Source organism: Photobacterium carnosum (assembly GCF_021236965.1).
GTDB lineage: Bacteria > Pseudomonadota > Gammaproteobacteria > Enterobacterales > Vibrionaceae > Photobacterium > Photobacterium carnosum.
The window spans coordinates 23,102-39,740 of sequence record NZ_WMDN01000019.1 but is presented as its reverse complement, the minus strand read 5'-3'; the positions used below and the strand labels follow the sequence as shown (position 1 = coordinate 39,740).

Sequence of the window (16,639 nt, the reverse complement as noted above, 5' to 3'; positions counted from 1 at the left end):
TCAGCTAGCGCTTTTTTATATAATAATCTTCATGATAACGTTAACTTTCGATGATCACTGTCGCTACCGCATAACGACGTTCATCAGCAATAGTAAGATGCACATGTTGCCCACCCATTGCAGTTAGCAATATCAAGGCTTGACCTGAAAAGGTAACGAGAGGCTTACCTCGCGCATCATTGGTAACGGTAAAATCTTGAAAAGACACCCCACAGGCAATACCAGTGCCCAACGCTTTAGAGGCGGCTTCTTTAACCGCAAACCGTTTGGCCACAAACTGCGCGCGTAATTTTAACCGATAGTATTGTTCAAGTTCAGAGGCCGATAACACTCGTTCAGCAAAACCATCACCAGTACGAACGAGTACTTTTTCAATTCGTTCAATTTCAACGATATCAGTCCCTAAACCTAAAATAGCCATTAGCTACGCGCTTCTTGCATCAATAAACGCATATCAGCAACTGCTTTCTCAAGGCCATCAAACATCGCCCGTCCCATAATAGAATGGCCGATATTAAGCTCATACAGTTCGGGTAACGCTGCGATAGCTTTAACGTTATGGTAGGTTAAACCGTGTCCTGCATTAACTTTAATCCCCAGACTTACAGCATACGTTGCTGCCACTGCGATTTTTTCAAGTTCAGCGGCTTGGATTTCTTCCGTTGTCGCATCAGCATAATGACCGGTATGTAATTCAATAAATGGCGCACCCGTCGCTAGCGCAGCATCAATCTGACGTTTATCGGCATCAATAAACAACGATACTTTAATCCCTGCCGCAGCAAGTTTAATCGTGGCCGCAGTGATTTTTTCACATTGCCCGGCAACATCTAAGCCACCTTCAGTGGTTAGTTCTGCACGTTTTTCAGGCACTAAGCATACATATTCAGGTTGAGTTTCAATTGCAATCGCCACCATTTCATCAGTGACAGCCATTTCTAAGTTCATCCGTGTTTGCAATGTTTCTCGTAAAATTCGAACATCACGATCATTAATATGACGACGATCTTCACGCAAATGTACTGTAATACCATCAGCACCAGCACGCTCTGCCACTTCTGCAGCATGTACTGGATCGGGGTAACGCGTACCACGGGCATTACGTAACGTTGCAATATGATCGATATTAATACCCAGTAGAATGTTGTTCATTTTCTGATACTCCTTGTTCTAGGGAGAAACAATTCCCGACTTTTTAATGGCTTTGAGCCAAGATACGGCTTTAAGGCCATCCTTGTAAAGCGTTTCGCCGCACGAAGTTGTTCAGGAGTTTCAAAGCATCTCGCTGCAATTGCTTTTAATTCATCACCTCGAAAAGTCAGTTGGGTTATTTTTATTGAGGCAATAAAACCATGCTGTTCGCGATAGTTATAGGTCATGCGATCATCTACCGCTAACCCACTGCCAGCGCAATGCAAAAAATCAATACCGTAACCAAGATGATGTAATAAGGCGAGTTCAAAACGACGCAATGCTGGCTCTGGATTATCCGCTTGTGCAAGCTCTCGTAACACATTCAAATAATCAAGAAACAACACCGGATAAGGGGTGTGCTTTTCTAATACTCGCGCTAAGACTTCATTAACGTACATCGCGGAATATAAAATATAGCTGCGCAGTGGCAAGCCAATACTGATAGGTTCAGCATGGGTGAGGACAGGCATACTCCCTTTACCACTCCATTTAATAAACAATGGCGTAAAAGGTTGTAATGTACCTTTGAGATTAGAACGCTTACGACGCGCTCCTTTTGCTAATAGGGTAAGACGGCCATGATCCTCGCTAAACACATCGAGGATCAGGCTCGTCTCACTATAATGACGATAATGAAGGACAAAACAACGCTGTAAGCCCTCCATTATTTTCCTTATAGATCGTCAATGTAACCTAAGCTGCGCAATGCACGTTCGTCATCTGCCCAACCTGATTTCACTTTAACCCAAAGTTCTAGATACACTTTACGTTCAAATAACTTTTCCATATCTAAACGGGCTTCACGGCCAATCACTTTGATCTTATCGCCGCCTTTGCCGATCACCATTTTCTTCTGGCCATTACGCTCAACCAGAATCAAACCATTGATATCAAAACCATTAGTTTGAGGATTGAAATCAAAACGCTCAATTTCAACCGTAACAGAATAAGGTAATTCTTCACCCGTAAAGCGCATTAGCTTTTCACGAATAATTTCTGACGCCATAAAGCGTTGAGAACGATCCGTTACATACTCTTCAGGGAAGTAGTAAACACTTTCAGGTAAATGTTGACGTACAATTTTTTCAACCGCTTCTATATTCGTCCCTTTCTTTGCAGAAATAGGCACAACATCAACAAACGGCATTTTTTCAGCTAATGCCTTGAGATGAGGAAATAGATCGTGTTTTTCTTTAATATTGTCAACTTTGTTGATCAACAGTACTGTCGGTAGCCCATTTTTTATCAGCTTGTTCAGTACCATCTCATCATCGGCAGTCCACATCGTGCCATCAACAAGAAATAACACAAGTTCTACATCTGTTAATGAACTGCTAGCAGCACGGTTCATTAAGCGGTTAATCACACGTTTTTCTTCAATGTGCAAACCTGGAGTATCAATATAAACAGCTTGATATCCATCACGAGTGTCAACACCCATAATACGGTGACGTGTCGTTTGCGGTTTACGTGAAGTGATAGACAGTTTTTGTCCCACTAAACGGTTAAGCAAGGTTGATTTTCCGACGTTCGGTCGACCAACGATGGCAATAAAGCCACAATGTTGTTTATCTGTCATGATTCCAACTGATTAAGTGCAATTTCTGCTGCTGCCTGCTCTGCCTTGCGCCGACTGCCGCCCTTACCGATTACAGGTTCATCCAAACCTGTGACATCACACTGTACAGTGAAGTCTTGGTTATGAGCTTCACCTTGTACTTTAGTTACAGTATATACAGGTAATGGTAAACGGCGACCTTGAAGGCATTCTTGCAAGCGTGTTTTTGGATCTTTTTGGTTGATGCCTGGTTCAATTGTATCAAGTCGTGATTTATACCAAGCCAATACGACTTGACGCACTGTCTCAACATCACTATCTAGATAAACCGCGCCAATGATTGCTTCAACACAGTCAGCCAAAATAGAATCACGGCGGAAACCGCCACTTTTCAATTCACCTGGACCTAATAGTAAGTAGTCGCCTAGTCCGAACTCACGTCCTAACTCTGCCAATGTCTTACCACGGACTAGTGTTGCGCGCATTCGGCTCATATCACCTTCATCCACAAAAGGAAAACGGTGATATAAGTCATCAGCAACAACAAAACTTAAAATAGAATCGCCTAAAAATTCTAGGCGCTCATTGTGGGTGCCATTAGCACTGCGGTGTGTCAGTGATAATGTCATCAACTCAGAGCTATTAAATTGGTAGCCCAGCTTACGCTGCAGCCTATTCGCTGGAGTTGTCATTTTCTCTCGATTATTTTATTTAATGCTACCGATACGATTAAAACGTACGCCGGTAGGGATCCAAGATGGAAGAAAACTATCAGGCTTGCGATCAAAATCAAAGCTCATCCAAATAGCAACTGCCTTGCCGACTAAATTCGCTTCTGGTACAAAACCCCAGTAACGACTATCAGCACTATTGTCACGGTTGTCACCCATAACAAAATATTCACCTTTTGGTACAATCCACTCACCAACGCCAGGGCGAGGTACGTAAGCCATACGGTTATCACGTCGTGATGGATTGATCAAAATATGATGATTTATATCACCAAGGTGTTCGTTATACTCAATCAGACGTGTCATACCTTGGGTAAAATCACTGTCTTTCATGTCCGTTAATTTTACTAGTTTACAGACAGAAGTGCCTTGCGGCTGAATGCATAATTTTTTATCTGCGCTGTAACGAATCAGATCACCAGGTAAACCAACTACACGCTTAATGTAATCAATTGTAGGGTTTGGTGGGTAACGGAATACAATTACATCACCACGTTTAGGCTTTCCAGTATTTAAGAATTTATGGTCAAAAACAGGATCTCGAAGGCCGTAAGCAAATTTTTGAACAAGAATAAAATCACCAACATACAGCGTTGGTAGCATTGATTTAGATGGGATCTGAAACGGCTCATAAATAAATGAACGGAAGATCATGATCAATGCAATCACAGGGAACATTGAGCTTGCTGACTCAACCCAACTTGGCTGAGGCGCAACACGTGCAATTATTTCAGCATCAACTTGACTACCGGCTTTTTCAGCGGCGGCTACAATTTTTAATTGTCGCTTTGGTGCCCATAGAAATTTATCTAGCGCCCAAATAATACCAGTAAAGATCGTCGCTAAGACCAGTATTATTGAAAATGTATTTGCCATGTTATCCCTTAGGTTTAACGCAACTAACACCAACGGTTAGTTTATTAGGTCTACTTTAAAACGTCTAAGTATCTAAGTATCTAAGTAAAAGAAAGTGCTATTTAACGAATTAAATAAGCACTTTCTAATTATATCTCTAGACAATTATAAACAAAGAAAGATTACTTATCTTTGCCTACATGAAGAATCGCTAAGAAAGCTTCTTGTGGTAATTCAACATTACCAATTTGCTTCATGCGTTTCTTACCGTCTTTCTGTTTTTGTAATAGCTTTTTCTTACGGCTAATATCGCCACCATAACATTTTGCGATTACGTTTTTACGCAATTGCTTCACGGTTGAACGTGCAATGATATGAGCGCCAATCGCCGCTTGAATCGCAATATCAAACATTTGACGAGGAATAAATTCTTTCATTTTCTCAACAACATCACGACCACGAGTCTGTGAGTTTTCTTTATGAGTAATGATTGCTAAGGCGTCAACACGCTCGCCATTTAGCAGAATATCAACCCGAACCATCTCTGATTCTTGATAACGTTGGAAATTGTAATCAAGCGATGCATAACCGCGTGATGTTGATTTCAGACGGTCAAAGAAATCCAGTACTACTTCTGACATTGGAATGTCATAAGTCAATGCGACTTGATTACCGTGATAAATCATATCAACCTGCATACCACGCTTTTCAATACATAACGTAATAACATTACCTAGGTATTCACTTGGTACCAGAATATTACAGCGAGCAATCGGCTCACCCATAATTTCAATATCATTTACCGCAGGCAATTTTGATGGGCTATCCACATATATCATGGTGCCATCGGTTTTCTTCACTTCATACACTACCGTAGGAGCCGTAGTGATCAAGTTAAGATCATATTCACGTTCTAGACGCTCTTGAATAATCTCCATATGGAGCATACCCAAGAAACCACAACGGAAACCGAAACCTAGTGCAGTCGAACTTTCTGGCTCATAAAATAATGACGCATCATTGAGGCTTAATTTACCTAATGCATCACGGAAGTTCTCGTAGTCATCAGATGATACAGGGAACAAACCGGCATATACCTGTGGTTTTACTTTTTCAAAACCAGGTAATGGTGTCTCACAACCGCCTTTTGCTTGCGTTAGCGTATCACCAACAGGTGCGCCAAGGATGTCTTTAATACCACAAACAACCCAGCCAACTTCACCGGTGTTTAATTCATTGGTATCAACTCGTTTTGGTGTAAAGATACCAAGACGATCAACACCCCAAATTTGGCCGGTGTTCATTACTTTAATTTTGTCGTTTTTCTTTATTTTGCCGTTTTTAACACGGACTAAAGAAACAACACCTAAGTAATTATCAAACCATGAGTCAATAATCAGTGCTTGTAGTGGCGCATCAGGGTCACCAATAGGTGCCGGAATTGCTTCAACAATTTTTTCTAGAACCTCGTCAACACCAACACCTGTTTTTGCTGAACAACGCACAGCATCAAGAGCATCAATACCAACAATTTCTTCAATTTCTTCGGCTACACGCTCAGGATCGGCAGCTGGAAGGTCGATTTTATTTAAAATCGGCACCACTTCCAAATCCATTTCCATTGCAGTATAACAGTTAGCGAGAGTCTGAGCTTCTACGCCCTGACCCGCATCGACCACCAGCAATGCACCTTCACAAGCTGCAAGTGAACGCGATACTTCATACGAGAAGTCAACGTGTCCAGGGGTGTCGATAAAGTTTAATTGATAAGTTATACCATCTTTAGCCGTGTAATCGAGCGTCACGCTCTGGGCTTTGATGGTGATACCGCGTTCGCGTTCAAGATCCATTGAATCTAAAACCTGTGCAGCCATTTCTCGATCAGAAAGGCCGCCACAGACTTGAATTAGACGGTCGGATAAGGTCGACTTACCATGGTCGATATGTGCGATAATCGAAAAGTTACGAATGTGCTTCATGAATGGCGTGACTGCTCGTGGTTAAAATGAATGGGATCTTAAGATCAAGTTGACGGATTCTACCGAATTTAAACGCTAGTCGCTATCTTTCGATGCGGCATTTATCAGCTTATCTGCTGAAATGGGTAATCCTAGCACTCGAATAAGGCTTGGTTTGTAGGCTGAGTCCCCATCTAATCTCTTGGCATAATACCGTGCAATCATCAATCCTACCGTTGTAGCAACAGCTGCAGATACAATAACTCCGAGTTGATTACTCGCGGCTAAATCAATAAAGACATACTGGCCTATTAAACTACCAACCACTAAAAATAACAGTGGTAACATATAAACCAATAGTGCTGAACTGAGCATACTACGCTCAGACAGGCCAATTTCAACCACTTGTCCAAGCAATACTTTCTCTTTAGTGTCGATATTTATCTGATGTGAACGTCCAGGCATCGCTTTTGTAACAATACCCGTGCCACAACTGTCGCTCGAGGCACAATGGCCACAGCTGGTTTGTTGCTGACAACTCACAGTTATATGGCCAGTATCAACAGCGACAACTGTCGCTAATGTTCGCATCATGATTATTTACTCGTTTGGGTAACCTCTGCTTTAGTCTTATCAAAAGTTACGCTTTTTGCTATTTGTCGGGCCGTTTCTGGTGGTATATCACCCACAACAGTAATTTCTTTATGACCATCAACGCGAGTGGTTAATGTACGACGTCCTTGGCGAACCAATTGACCTCGGCCAACAAAATTATCAATATCAGAAACATAAACAGAAAAACTAAACAGACCATCACTATACATACGGCTTTCAACCGCACGTTCAGTTAATAATAATCGGTGACGGTTACCAGCAATTAATGTGAAACCATTAGGTAACCAATTTACGGCCCATTGAAGTTTTTTCTGCGGCTGTTGCGGTAATTGTACCACAGCCGGTAATTTAACTTGATCTAGCTTACTGAGCATTTCAGCAACTTTAGGATTCACCACAAATGACACGACTCTAAATTGCTCAAGTAAATCACCATCACGATCCAATAAATCTGCCCGCATCACCAGATGAGAGGCTTGATCAATCCATAATAAGTAAGAATAGCGATTACCATCTTTAGGTGCGATACGAACAACATCACAAGCAACACCCGCTTCGCGAGCACGTCCCATTGCAATAAAATCATAAAAATCAGCCAATTTATCAATATTAGCTGTCGTCAATGGTAATGTTGGAGCGACCATTTTATTACTTTTAATCGTAAAAGGATCGAGCCCAGGTTCAAAGTAACTAACTTCTTCACCTCGTTGAATAACCTCTTGTGGCGGACCACTAAGAAACAACAAGTGAGCATAACTTTGACCATTTTCTAGTGCATGTCGATAACGCAATGTATCAATACTATTTTTCTTTACCCAAATATAAGACATCTCATAACTAAGATCGCGACTGGCTTGGCCCATTTGATGCAACAAAGCCTCTGTTGAAGGTTTAACCGCTTCAGCAGAGGCTTGGAGTGGCAACAATAGGCTGACCAATGCAAGCGCACCGACCAGTATTTTTTTCATTAATCCGCCACAGAATTATTAGAATGTAATCGTGAATGATCGATACTGCCATCTTCAGCATTAAAGCGAAGCTGCAGTTCATAATCTTGTAACATCGAGTTAATTCGACGTCGTTGTTCCATTAACTGTGATTCAGATGGTGTCTGATTATTATCAACCATACCCGTATTTAAACTTACAGGTTCAGCTTTACCTAAAAATGGAATAGTTTGTAGCACCGGAACATCATTGCTAGTTGTCGCCGTTAGATTGCTACCATTACCATCATATTGTTGAACACCAACAATAACAGCTAATGACACACATGCCGCCACTGCAACCTGACCAAACTGGGATAGCCAAACGGGTAACGTCCGTTTCGCTTTAAATGGGGTCGGTTGTTCTTCAGTAATCATTGGCTGAGCGACAGTCTCAATATGAGTGATCACAGCACTTGTATGTGCGGGTTCTGCCTCTAGCGCTAACGCGACATTTCCTGCAATATTCCATTCTTTGCATTGCGGCACATCGCCACGCATGACATCACCAATCAGGTTGAAGTCATGCCAACTTTGCTCGCTATTTTTGTCAACAGTCAGCGCATTAATAATGCTCTGATCCAAATCTTCGCCATCAAGCAATGCCGAAATTTTTTCTTTATCAGCCATTTTTTCCACCGTTGGGTGCAACATGATTATTGCTGCAGAAGAGGTCGAATGCGTTTTTCAACAATCTCTCGTGCACGGAATATACGTGAGCGAACTGTACCGACTGGGCATCCCATTACTTCAGCGATTTCTTCATAGCTTAGACCATCCAGTTCACGCAATGAAATCGCTGTTTTAAGATCGTCAGGTAACGATTCAATCGTACTAAAAACAACCCGCTTCAATTCTTCAGACAGCATTTGGTTCTCAGGGTTCGAAATTTCTTTAAGCGCATTACCACTTTCATAATATTCCGCATCTTCAGCATCAACATCGAATGCTGGCGGACGACGTCCCTGAGCAACTAAATAATTTTTAGCGGTATTAACAGCAATACGGTAAAGCCATGTATAGAATGCACTTTCACCACGAAAGGTGGGTAAGGCTCGATACGCTTTAATAAATGCTTCTTGGGCTACATCTGGTACATCACCAGAATTACTAACGTAACGAGAGACAAGATTACAAACTTTATTCTGGTACTTAATAACCAGAAGGTTGAATGCTTGCTTATCTCCCCGCTGTACTCGCTCAATTAATACCTGATCAGTTTGCTGCTCGCTCATTCGAGCGTTTACTCCCATGTCTAACTATTCGTCATATTGCATTCATCTCACGATAACCAGCACCGATAATGGCGACGATTCGTTATTGATGTGCAATGGTTTATTTAGATTATCCTGCCACTAATAAGCGTTAGTCTCACCGTAAATAAAACACTGACTTATGAAATATTTATAAGCATGAGCACTATGTAAGACCGATGGATAATGGCAAAGTTCCACCGTTAATGAAATAATTTTATCATTTCGTTATCGTTACGTTATTACCTGTAACAAATAGAAATAAATATAAAGTGTAATAACACTCATCATTTTACCTTAAATAATAACATTAACGAGGTTCTGTCATTGAAAAAAGTAAAACAATCACAAAGATATGACATAGTGCCCCTGTTGATATTTAACAGTAATACCACTAAAACATTCCATATTAGTGATATTTACACCACTAAAAGTCAAACAAACATGCGCTTTTATAACAATTTTGATAGCATGAAATAAGATTATCACATGGACATGTAATCACTATGAACCAATCACATCAATACGATAGCGATATTTTAGTCATTGGTAGTGGCGCTGCAGGATTGTCACTCGCGCTCCACTTAGCTCACCTTGGTAAAGTCACCATTTTATGTAAAGGTCCACTCAGTGAAGGCGCTACCTATTATGCTCAAGGAGGTATCGCTGCCGTTTTTGATGAATCAGACAGTATTGCGTCTCATGTTGAAGACACCTTAATTGCAGGTTCTCATCTTTGTGATCAAGATGTGGTGCAATTCATTGCTGAAAACGCCAAGCAATGTGTGCAATGGTTAATTGATGGTGGTGTTCCCTTTGATCGCGAAGCATCAGACTCAGATGATCACCCACGCTATCACCTCACACTTGAAGGTGGTCATAGTCATCGTCGTATCCTTCATGCTGCAGATGCCACTGGAATGGCAATGCAAACCTCACTCCAAGAACAAGCTCGTCATCATCCTAATATCACTATTCTTGAACGTCATAATGCACTCGATATCATTACTGAGAAAAAGATTAATCCGCAATCAGCAACCAATCGCGCCCTTGGTGCTTACGTGTGGAACCGAGATAAAGAATGTGTTGAAACCCTTGCTGCTAAATTTATCGTCTTAGCCACAGGCGGCGCATCGAAAGTCTATCAATATACCTCAAATCCTGATGTGTCATCAGGAGATGGAATCGCAATGGCATGGCGCGCAGGCTGCCGTGTCGCTAATCTCGAATTTAATCAATTCCATCCAACTTGCTTGTTCCACCCTAAAGCACAAACCTTTTTATTAAGTGAAGCTTTACGCGGTGAAGGCGCTTATTTACGTCGTCCTGATGGCAGTCGTTTTATGCTCGATTTTGATAAACGCGCTGAACTAGCCCCTCGAGACGTCGTTGCCCGTGCTATCGACTATGAAATGAAACGTCTTGGTGCAGATTGTATGTATCTCGATATTAGTCATAAGCCCGCCGATTTTGTTAAAAGTCACTTTCCAATGATCGCCGAAAAACTGCATGGTTATGGCATTGATATCACCACCGATATGATCCCAATTGTTCCAGCAGCGCATTATACCTGTGGCGGAGTCATGGTTGATAAATCGGGAAAAACAGACATTGAGGGTTTATATGCTATTGGCGAGGTGAGTTATACCGGCTTACATGGCGCTAATCGTATGGCATCGAACTCACTGCTTGAGTGCGTGGTTTATGCATGGTCGGCTTCACAGAATATAGAACAGCAATTTAATGCCATCTTACAACCGCAACAGTTACCTTATTGGGATGACAGCCAAGTCACCAACTCTGACGAAGAAGTGGTGATCCAACATAACTGGCATGAATTACGATTATTTATGTGGGATTACGTTGGAATAGTACGCTCGACCAAACGACTAGAGCGAGCAATGCATCGGATTGAATTACTTAAACATGAAATTGATGAGTATTACAGCCATTTCCGTGTTTCAAATAACTTATTAGAATTGCGTAATTTATTGCAAGTTGCAGAGTTAATTGTTCGTTGTGCGATGGAACGAAAAGAAAGCCGAGGGCTACACTACACGCTTGATTATCCGAAGCTTGATGAACAAGCAACACCAACAATTTTAGTGCCAGATAATTATTAACCACTAACGAACAACTGTTGTTATAGTCAATACTATGGTGCTGATTTCAATATTAGCATCATGGTTTATCAACTGAAGGCTCCGGTTTTAATAACCCTAAATGGATCATCATTTTTAAGTGCCGATACTGAGCCACATCACAGCCGTCATAGCAAATAATTAACCACTGATTTCTATCGTGTGCTACTGACAATACCACCAGCCATCGTGTAACCAGTTTGACCGCGATTAACTCCCCAGCTTGATCATGCCAACGAAGATTACCGTCACTATAAAGTCGTAATGGCCCTTGTTGACGCAAATAATAATGATACGTTTGTTGCCATTCAAACAGCAGTGCTTCGGCAAAAAAATAACTTAATGGCAAAAAAACAGGGGGCGCAGACAATAATAATAGCACTGCACTAAAGTAACAAAGACTCAGTGCAGTGTTCAGTCGCGGGGATAAGTTAAGCTTTAGATCAACGTAGCTTGCTGTTGTTATGGGCAACAATTTTATCAACCATCATCGCATAAGCCGCATTATCACTGCGACCATGCTGCATCATCCATTTAAATAAATCAGGATCATCACACGTTAGTAGAGAAATAAAATCACGTTGCTGCTGTTCTGATAAATCATCAAAACACTCTTCAAAAAATGGCATCACCAACACGTCTAATTCAAGCATACCACGACGACATGCCCATTTAACGCGGGATTTCTCTTCTGCACCTAACATACATAACCTCATGTTGCGCGCCTAATGGCTCACTGATAATCGAATACTAAGCGTATTTCCGTTACAAATAGAGTAACAGTCAAGCCCCATAACGACCATGCGCTAGCACAAATAATCCCTCAAGATGAGACCTAGCCCACCATAATCGCACCCAACAAAAACATCCAATTAACCCATCGTGTAACCATAGTTAATTATTTTGTTCAGTTGGTATAACATAGCGCAATCATTACAGCATTTGTGGATACCATTATGAACACTTGGTCAACTCAACACACCTTTACCCCGTTCGCGTTAAGCACAACTGATTCGCTACCCGAGTTAGCGATGATCAACCTCAGTGATTGGGGAATGGTGACACTCGTTGGCCCTGACAGTAAGTCTTACTTACAAGGTCAATTAACGTGTGATGTGGTGTCATTAACAGCTGATAAATCAACCTTTTCAGGCCACTGTGATGCCAAAGGGAAATTACGTACAATTATGCGCGTTTTCCATTATCAAAATGGTTATGGTTTAGTACAACGTCAAAGCGTAATGGCAACCCAACTTCCCGAATTGAAAAAGTATGCGGTATTTTCTAAAACAGAAATAACCCAAACTGCAGCGGTTGTTTTAGGACTTGCAGGTACGCATGCTCAAGCAACCATTGATCACCATTTCAATGGCGATGCTGATGTGCGTCATAACGACACCACTACCGTAGTAAAAGTAGATAACGAGCGTTGGTTAATCATTACTACAGCGGAACATGCCGATACCATTATCACAACACTGGCACCTAATGCTGTTTATGCCACCACAGAATTGTGGAATCTATACGATATTAAAGCAGCGATGCCACGGATTGATAGCATCACTGAACTTGAATTCATTCCTCAAGCAGTAAACTTACAAGCGGTTGATGGCATTAGCTTTAAAAAAGGCTGCTATACCGGCCAAGAAACTGTCGCGCGAGCTAAATACCGCGGTATTAATAAACGCGCCATGTATATCGTTGCAGGTGCTGCAACACAATGCCCACAAGCAGGTGATGCCTTAGAGCGCAGCGTCGGTGAAAATTGGCGTAAAGGCGGCACTGTTATTTGCGGTTATCAATACAGTAATAATCAAGCCATTGCTCTGGTGGTGCTACCTAACGATCTTGATGACGATAGCCAATTCCGTTTTGCTGACACTCCAGAGGCACTCTGGCACAAACTCGATTTACCGTATGATCTTAATGCCGAATAATCCTATTGATATTGTGTGATCCGATGGTCGCTGATATTTATCGAGCTCAAACTTAATTAGTGATAACAATAACTAAACCTGTGACATTGATTAAAATGCCGCAGGTTTAATCAAACGGGAAAGGAAAAGGCAATGGCTAACCATCAGAATCACGATATTAATTGGCGTGGTGTCGATCTTAATTTATTAATTGCCTTTGCAGCACTAATGGACACCCGCAGTGTGACTAAAGCGGCCAATGAATTAGCAATTGGTCAGTCTGCGATGAGCCATAATTTATCGCGATTACGTAATTTATTAAATGATCCCTTGTTTGAACGTCATGGTCATCAGATGCTGCCGACTCAAACAGCATTAGAACACGCGACTACTGTTGATACGATTTTGTCATTAGTGACCAATGAACTGCTACGACCCAGTACATTTATTCCCGCTGATTTTTGTGGCACCTTTAAAATAGGCCTAACCGATTATGCCGAGTTGTTATTTGCCCCCGCACTGTATGATGCAATTCATCATCAAGCCCCGCAATGTCAACTGAGCTTTTTTAATGTTGATCGTCACAGTTATCACTCTGATTTTAATCAACATCGTATTGATGTAGTGATTGGATCAATGACCGATATGGGCAAAGACATTGAGCATCAATACCTCTATACCGAAGATCATGTTTGTCTTTATGATCGACGTGCAACAGGGCTTAATAATAACGTTACGCTAGATCAATATCGCCATCACCCACATGCACTGGTTAGCCCAGATGGAAAATTAACGACTCAGGTTGATGACCAATTACAACGACAAGGATTTGAGCGTCAAGTCGCGGTGGGATCGCATAACTTCCTCACTATTCGACACTTATTAAGCGGACGCGATTTGATTTGTGTGGTATCACGATTAATGGCGCAACTGGATATTTTCAACGACCAATTAACCCAATGTCCGCCTCCTGTTGCCATTGCGGATTTTGATATTCGATTATTATGGCTCCATCGCAACAGCAACCATCCTCGCAACCAATGGTTACGCCAAGTCGTTGCAAAAACAGTAATAACCCAAGTGGAACAACTTCGAGCGGGTCAATTAAGCCAATAAATAAAGCAGAGAGCGGCAGAGCTGTTTACTCTGCCAATGGCTGTTGTTTCTATACCAATGCAATTACTGCGCGCGACTATTCGGCTCTTGAATCTGATAAAGTTTGTGTTCATCGCAAGGTTCATCGCAATTACACTCTTTATCTACGCCAACATTAGCCAACCCGCCACAGCTACCACTGATTGTTTGACGTTTTACAAACCATCCAATCGCCATCGCTAAAATCACGATTAAAAAAATACCCAACGTTAATAAAAATGTGGTCATAATTTTAAGCCGCCAATCTTACCAAGACCCTTAATCATCGGAGCTAACATACCCACTTTTACAGCAGTTGGTGTTGATTTCTTCGTCCCACAACCGCAACCACACGCACCTTTTTCACGCTTACATGCTCGACCTTGCTCAGCTGTCACTAACGCTTCTTTGTTAATCCCCCCCGCTAAAAAAGCCACCAATGATGTTCTTAACGGTACACGACTAACACTAAATCCAGCTTGTAATAAACGTGCTAAAGATCGCGTACCAATATTACCTAATACAATTTCAGTCACGTTCATAGCGGCTAATTGTCGTTGTAATATTTTTTTATGTTTACAGCCTAACTCTCGACTACCACTGTTTTGAATTCGATCGATCAATTGACCTTGTTGATCATAAATAGCAAACGTAGCCGCTTTACCAAAATGGCCTGCAATTTGATCTCTTGGCGTTAACGCAATCGCAATTAACATATATTAATCCTCTGTATTATTAGTATTATCTGTTACTAATTCTAATGCCATTCCCATCACTAATGCCTGCGCAACCTTGTGCCGTCCTCGTGCAACAATATTGCCCAAAGTTTGCCGAGAAACACCTAATTGTTGCGCAGCTTCAAGTTGTTGCAAGCCTAACATATCGACCAATCTTAGCGCCTCTAGCTCGTCACTTGCTAACACAAGTCGAGGTAATTGCGTCATCGGTACACCATTAGGTTTAAAACAGCTATAAGCTGGACGACAACTGATCTTTCTTACAATTTTAGGTCTTGCCATGATGATAATAACCTCTCTCAATCAAGTTTCATTATTGGCGTATGCCAATAACTCGGTATTGATCTAGAATCATAAATACTGATCTAAACAATAAATTTAATAAATACATTCAGTAATGAATCGTTATCACATTAAAAAATCAGCATAAAATATCGAAATAGTATTCAATTTATTATTAACTTTGTTGCTTATAAATAACACCAAGGGAACAAAAAATAATCATAACCGACTAACTTAACGCAAACATCTTCAAACAGGTTGCTATCATCGTAAAAAAAATACCTTTTAGAAAGTGATCATAATATTTATAAACACAAAATAAATACCATTATCAAAATATTATTCTGAATACTGAATTTAAACTTATTTAATCTGCCGACAAATGAAATTTATCGTTTAATTTGTGCTAATAATGTCACAGAAGTGTCATGCGATTTAGCGTATACTTAATCCCGTTAATCGCCAGGATGGTCGGAGTTATACTGTATTATGCGGATGTTCAAACGCTACTTGCCTAAACTAATCGCCAAGCATGTTAGTCGTATATTTAAAGGAAGAATTTATATTGATGGCCGTGGCGGCTATCATTTTGAGGAAGGAATATTGTTGGTGCCATTAAAAGCTCAACAACATCATTATGATACGGTTAACGAGGTTAACTTAGAAATCAAACGTCTACGTGAAGTTTATTAAGTCGATACTAAATATCAGCTAAACAAAGATAATAAAGCCCACTTCTGCATGTGGGCTTTGATATTATTCATCATCAGCAATAATCGCCAAATAATCTTCCGCACCAAGTAGCTCATCAATATCAGCTTCAACATCGATACGAATTTGAAATAACCACCCATCGCCATAAGGATCATTATTGACTAATTCAGGCGCAGCATCGAGATCGTCATTAATGGCTATAATAGTGCCCGTACAAGGCGCATAAATATCAGATGCCGATTTTACTGATTCAATAATGGCACATTCTTCACCACCATCAACAGCATCGCCACTATCGGGAAGATCAATAAAAACCATATCGCCTAATAATGCTTGAGCATGATCACTAATACCTACGGTATAGATCCCATCCCCTTCATCACGCAACCATTCATGAGTATGGGTAAATTTTAATTCTGAGGGCACATCGCTCATTCTCACGTCCTTTTTAAGTTCACAATTAGTGGGTAATTAATACTCTATTTACTGTAGGTTAAAAAAGATGCTTTGCTCAGTCTGAAAACAAAAAAACCGTAACAAAAAAATCATTACGGTCTAATACACTA

Annotated in this window: 21 protein-coding genes; 4 read left to right on the top strand and 17 right to left on the bottom strand. The window is 41.0% G+C overall.

Going from position 1 to position 16,639, the window contains the following annotated elements:
• Positions 1–40: 40 nt before the first annotated feature.
• From acpS to rpoE, 11 genes are all read right to left on the bottom strand, one after another.
• A complete protein-coding gene (gene acpS / locus GLP24_RS15465; RefSeq protein ID WP_152654115.1) occupies positions 41–421 on the bottom strand; it encodes a holo-ACP synthase in 381 nt (126 codons plus the stop codon).
• On the bottom strand, positions 421–1,152 hold the full coding sequence (gene pdxJ, locus GLP24_RS15460) for a pyridoxine 5'-phosphate synthase (protein WP_232616221.1): 732 nt from the start codon (positions 1,150–1,152) through the stop codon (positions 421–423). Before pdxJ ends, acpS begins: the two co-directional genes overlap by 1 nt.
• A complete protein-coding gene (recO, locus tag GLP24_RS15455; RefSeq protein ID WP_193435488.1) occupies positions 1,149–1,862 on the bottom strand; it encodes a DNA repair protein RecO in 714 nt (237 codons plus the stop codon). The genes pdxJ and recO overlap by 4 nt, the downstream gene beginning before the upstream one ends.
• Before the next feature lie 5 nt (positions 1,863–1,867).
• Complete coding sequence (gene era / locus GLP24_RS15450) at positions 1,868–2,773, bottom strand: GTPase Era (protein ID WP_101769971.1); 906 nt, start codon at positions 2,771–2,773, stop codon at positions 1,868–1,870.
• On the bottom strand, positions 2,770–3,444 hold the full coding sequence (rnc, locus tag GLP24_RS15445) for a ribonuclease III (protein ID WP_101769972.1): 675 nt from the start codon (positions 3,442–3,444) through the stop codon (positions 2,770–2,772). The genes era and rnc overlap by 4 nt, the downstream gene beginning before the upstream one ends.
• 15 nt (positions 3,445–3,459) lie before the next feature.
• Complete coding sequence (gene lepB, locus GLP24_RS15440; RefSeq protein WP_101769973.1) at positions 3,460–4,359, bottom strand: signal peptidase I; 900 nt, start codon at positions 4,357–4,359, stop codon at positions 3,460–3,462.
• Between the two features lie 161 nt (positions 4,360–4,520).
• Entirely contained in the window at positions 4,521–6,317 is a 1,797-nt protein-coding gene (lepA, locus tag GLP24_RS15435; RefSeq protein WP_101769974.1) for a translation elongation factor 4, read from the bottom strand.
• Positions 6,318–6,392: 75 nt separating this feature from the next.
• Positions 6,393–6,890, bottom strand: coding sequence for a SoxR reducing system RseC family protein (locus tag GLP24_RS15430; protein ID WP_101769975.1), 498 nt, complete (start codon positions 6,888–6,890; stop codon positions 6,393–6,395).
• Between the two features lie 2 nt (positions 6,891–6,892).
• Positions 6,893–7,879 (bottom strand): sigma-E factor regulatory protein RseB, encoded by a 987-nt coding sequence (rseB, locus tag GLP24_RS15425; RefSeq protein WP_101769976.1) that lies wholly within the window; start codon positions 7,877–7,879, stop codon positions 6,893–6,895.
• Positions 7,879–8,526 carry an RseA family anti-sigma factor gene (locus tag GLP24_RS15420; protein ID WP_167388581.1) on the bottom strand — a complete coding sequence of 216 codons (648 nt, stop codon included), beginning with the start codon at positions 8,524–8,526 and terminating at the stop codon, positions 7,879–7,881. Before GLP24_RS15420 ends, rseB begins: the two co-directional genes overlap by 1 nt.
• 26 nt (positions 8,527–8,552) lie before the next feature.
• Positions 8,553–9,131: an RNA polymerase sigma factor RpoE gene (gene rpoE / locus GLP24_RS15415; protein WP_101769978.1), complete on the bottom strand. Its 579-nt coding sequence runs from the start codon at positions 9,129–9,131 to the stop codon at positions 8,553–8,555.
• A 524-nt stretch (positions 9,132–9,655) separates the two neighbouring features.
• On the opposite strand from rpoE, the gene nadB reads away from it, so the two are divergent.
• A complete protein-coding gene (gene nadB, locus GLP24_RS15410) occupies positions 9,656–11,272 on the top strand; it encodes an L-aspartate oxidase (RefSeq protein ID WP_232601777.1) in 1,617 nt (538 codons plus the stop codon).
• Between the two features lie 58 nt (positions 11,273–11,330).
• Here nadB and GLP24_RS15405 read toward each other — a convergent pair whose 3' ends face one another.
• Positions 11,331–11,765, bottom strand: a complete 435-nt coding sequence (locus GLP24_RS15405) for a protein YgfX (protein WP_232616220.1) — start codon at positions 11,763–11,765, stop codon at positions 11,331–11,333.
• Entirely contained in the window at positions 11,734–11,994 is a 261-nt protein-coding gene (locus tag GLP24_RS15400; protein ID WP_045040230.1) for an FAD assembly factor SdhE, read from the bottom strand. The genes GLP24_RS15405 and GLP24_RS15400 overlap by 32 nt, the downstream gene beginning before the upstream one ends.
• A 252-nt stretch (positions 11,995–12,246) precedes the next feature.
• On the opposite strand from GLP24_RS15400, the gene ygfZ reads away from it, so the two are divergent.
• Together ygfZ and GLP24_RS15390 are read left to right on the top strand one after the other, a co-directional pair.
• Positions 12,247–13,227 (top strand): tRNA-modifying protein YgfZ, encoded by a 981-nt coding sequence (gene ygfZ / locus GLP24_RS15395; RefSeq protein ID WP_232616219.1) that lies wholly within the window; start codon positions 12,247–12,249, stop codon positions 13,225–13,227.
• Positions 13,228–13,359: 132 nt separating this feature from the next.
• Positions 13,360–14,322: a LysR family transcriptional regulator gene (locus tag GLP24_RS15390; RefSeq protein ID WP_152654120.1), complete on the top strand. Its 963-nt coding sequence runs from the start codon at positions 13,360–13,362 to the stop codon at positions 14,320–14,322.
• Positions 14,323–14,385: 63 nt separating this feature from the next.
• Here GLP24_RS15390 and nqrM read toward each other — a convergent pair whose 3' ends face one another.
• The 3 genes from nqrM to GLP24_RS15375 are packed head-to-tail and all read right to left on the bottom strand — an operon-like array spanning position 14,386 to position 15,359.
• The gene (gene nqrM, locus GLP24_RS15385) at positions 14,386–14,589 is read right to left on the bottom strand and encodes a (Na+)-NQR maturation NqrM (protein ID WP_045037826.1); all 204 of its coding nucleotides are present in this window, start codon (positions 14,587–14,589) and stop codon (positions 14,386–14,388) included.
• Positions 14,586–15,056, bottom strand: coding sequence for a NifB/NifX family molybdenum-iron cluster-binding protein (locus GLP24_RS15380; protein ID WP_101769983.1), 471 nt, complete (start codon positions 15,054–15,056; stop codon positions 14,586–14,588). Before GLP24_RS15380 ends, nqrM begins: the two co-directional genes overlap by 4 nt.
• A 3-nt stretch (positions 15,057–15,059) precedes the next feature.
• On the bottom strand, positions 15,060–15,359 hold the full coding sequence (locus GLP24_RS15375; RefSeq protein WP_152654122.1) for a DUF134 domain-containing protein: 300 nt from the start codon (positions 15,357–15,359) through the stop codon (positions 15,060–15,062).
• A gap of 489 nt (positions 15,360–15,848) precedes the next feature.
• Here GLP24_RS15375 and GLP24_RS15370 point away from each other — a divergent pair, with 489 nt between their 5' ends.
• The gene (locus tag GLP24_RS15370) at positions 15,849–16,052 is read left to right on the top strand and encodes a DUF1107 domain-containing protein (RefSeq protein ID WP_101769985.1); all 204 of its coding nucleotides are present in this window, start codon (positions 15,849–15,851) and stop codon (positions 16,050–16,052) included.
• A gap of 63 nt (positions 16,053–16,115) precedes the next feature.
• On the opposite strand, the gene gcvH is transcribed toward GLP24_RS15370, so the two are convergent.
• Complete coding sequence (gene gcvH / locus GLP24_RS15365; protein ID WP_232584041.1) at positions 16,116–16,508, bottom strand: glycine cleavage system protein GcvH; 393 nt, start codon at positions 16,506–16,508, stop codon at positions 16,116–16,118.
• Positions 16,509–16,639: the final 131 nt, after the last annotated feature.

Coding starts and splice junctions, on each gene's coding strand:
- acpS (WP_152654115.1), bottom strand. CDS start 421: ATGGCTATTTTAGGTTTAGGGACTGATATCGTTGAAATTGAACGAATT.
- pdxJ (WP_232616221.1), bottom strand. CDS start 1,152: ATGAACAACATTCTACTGGGTATTAATATCGATCATATTGCAACGTTA.
- era (WP_101769971.1), bottom strand. CDS start 2,773: ATGACAGATAAACAACATTGTGGCTTTATTGCCATCGTTGGTCGACCG.
- rnc (WP_101769972.1), bottom strand. CDS start 3,444: ATGACAACTCCAGCGAATAGGCTGCAGCGTAAGCTGGGCTACCAATTT.
- lepB (WP_101769973.1), bottom strand. CDS start 4,359: ATGGCAAATACATTTTCAATAATACTGGTCTTAGCGACGATCTTTACT.
- lepA (WP_101769974.1), bottom strand. CDS start 6,317: ATGAAGCACATTCGTAACTTTTCGATTATCGCACATATCGACCATGGT.
- GLP24_RS15430 (WP_101769975.1), bottom strand. CDS start 6,890: ATGATGCGAACATTAGCGACAGTTGTCGCTGTTGATACTGGCCATATA.
- rseB (WP_101769976.1), bottom strand. CDS start 7,879: ATGAAAAAAATACTGGTCGGTGCGCTTGCATTGGTCAGCCTATTGTTG.
- GLP24_RS15420 (WP_167388581.1), bottom strand. CDS start 8,526: ATGGCTGATAAAGAAAAAATTTCGGCATTGCTTGATGGCGAAGATTTG.
- rpoE (WP_101769978.1), bottom strand. CDS start 9,131: ATGAGCGAGCAGCAAACTGATCAGGTATTAATTGAGCGAGTACAGCGG.
- nadB (WP_232601777.1), top strand. CDS start 9,656: ATGAACCAATCACATCAATACGATAGCGATATTTTAGTCATTGGTAGT.
- GLP24_RS15400 (WP_045040230.1), bottom strand. CDS start 11,994: ATGTTAGGTGCAGAAGAGAAATCCCGCGTTAAATGGGCATGTCGTCGT.
- ygfZ (WP_232616219.1), top strand. CDS start 12,247: ATGAACACTTGGTCAACTCAACACACCTTTACCCCGTTCGCGTTAAGC.
- GLP24_RS15390 (WP_152654120.1), top strand. CDS start 13,360: ATGGCTAACCATCAGAATCACGATATTAATTGGCGTGGTGTCGATCTT.
- nqrM (WP_045037826.1), bottom strand. CDS start 14,589: ATGACCACATTTTTATTAACGTTGGGTATTTTTTTAATCGTGATTTTA.
- GLP24_RS15380 (WP_101769983.1), bottom strand. CDS start 15,056: ATGTTAATTGCGATTGCGTTAACGCCAAGAGATCAAATTGCAGGCCAT.
- GLP24_RS15375 (WP_152654122.1), bottom strand. CDS start 15,359: ATGGCAAGACCTAAAATTGTAAGAAAGATCAGTTGTCGTCCAGCTTAT.
- GLP24_RS15370 (WP_101769985.1), top strand. CDS start 15,849: ATGCGGATGTTCAAACGCTACTTGCCTAAACTAATCGCCAAGCATGTT.
- gcvH (WP_232584041.1), bottom strand. CDS start 16,508: ATGAGCGATGTGCCCTCAGAATTAAAATTTACCCATACTCATGAATGG.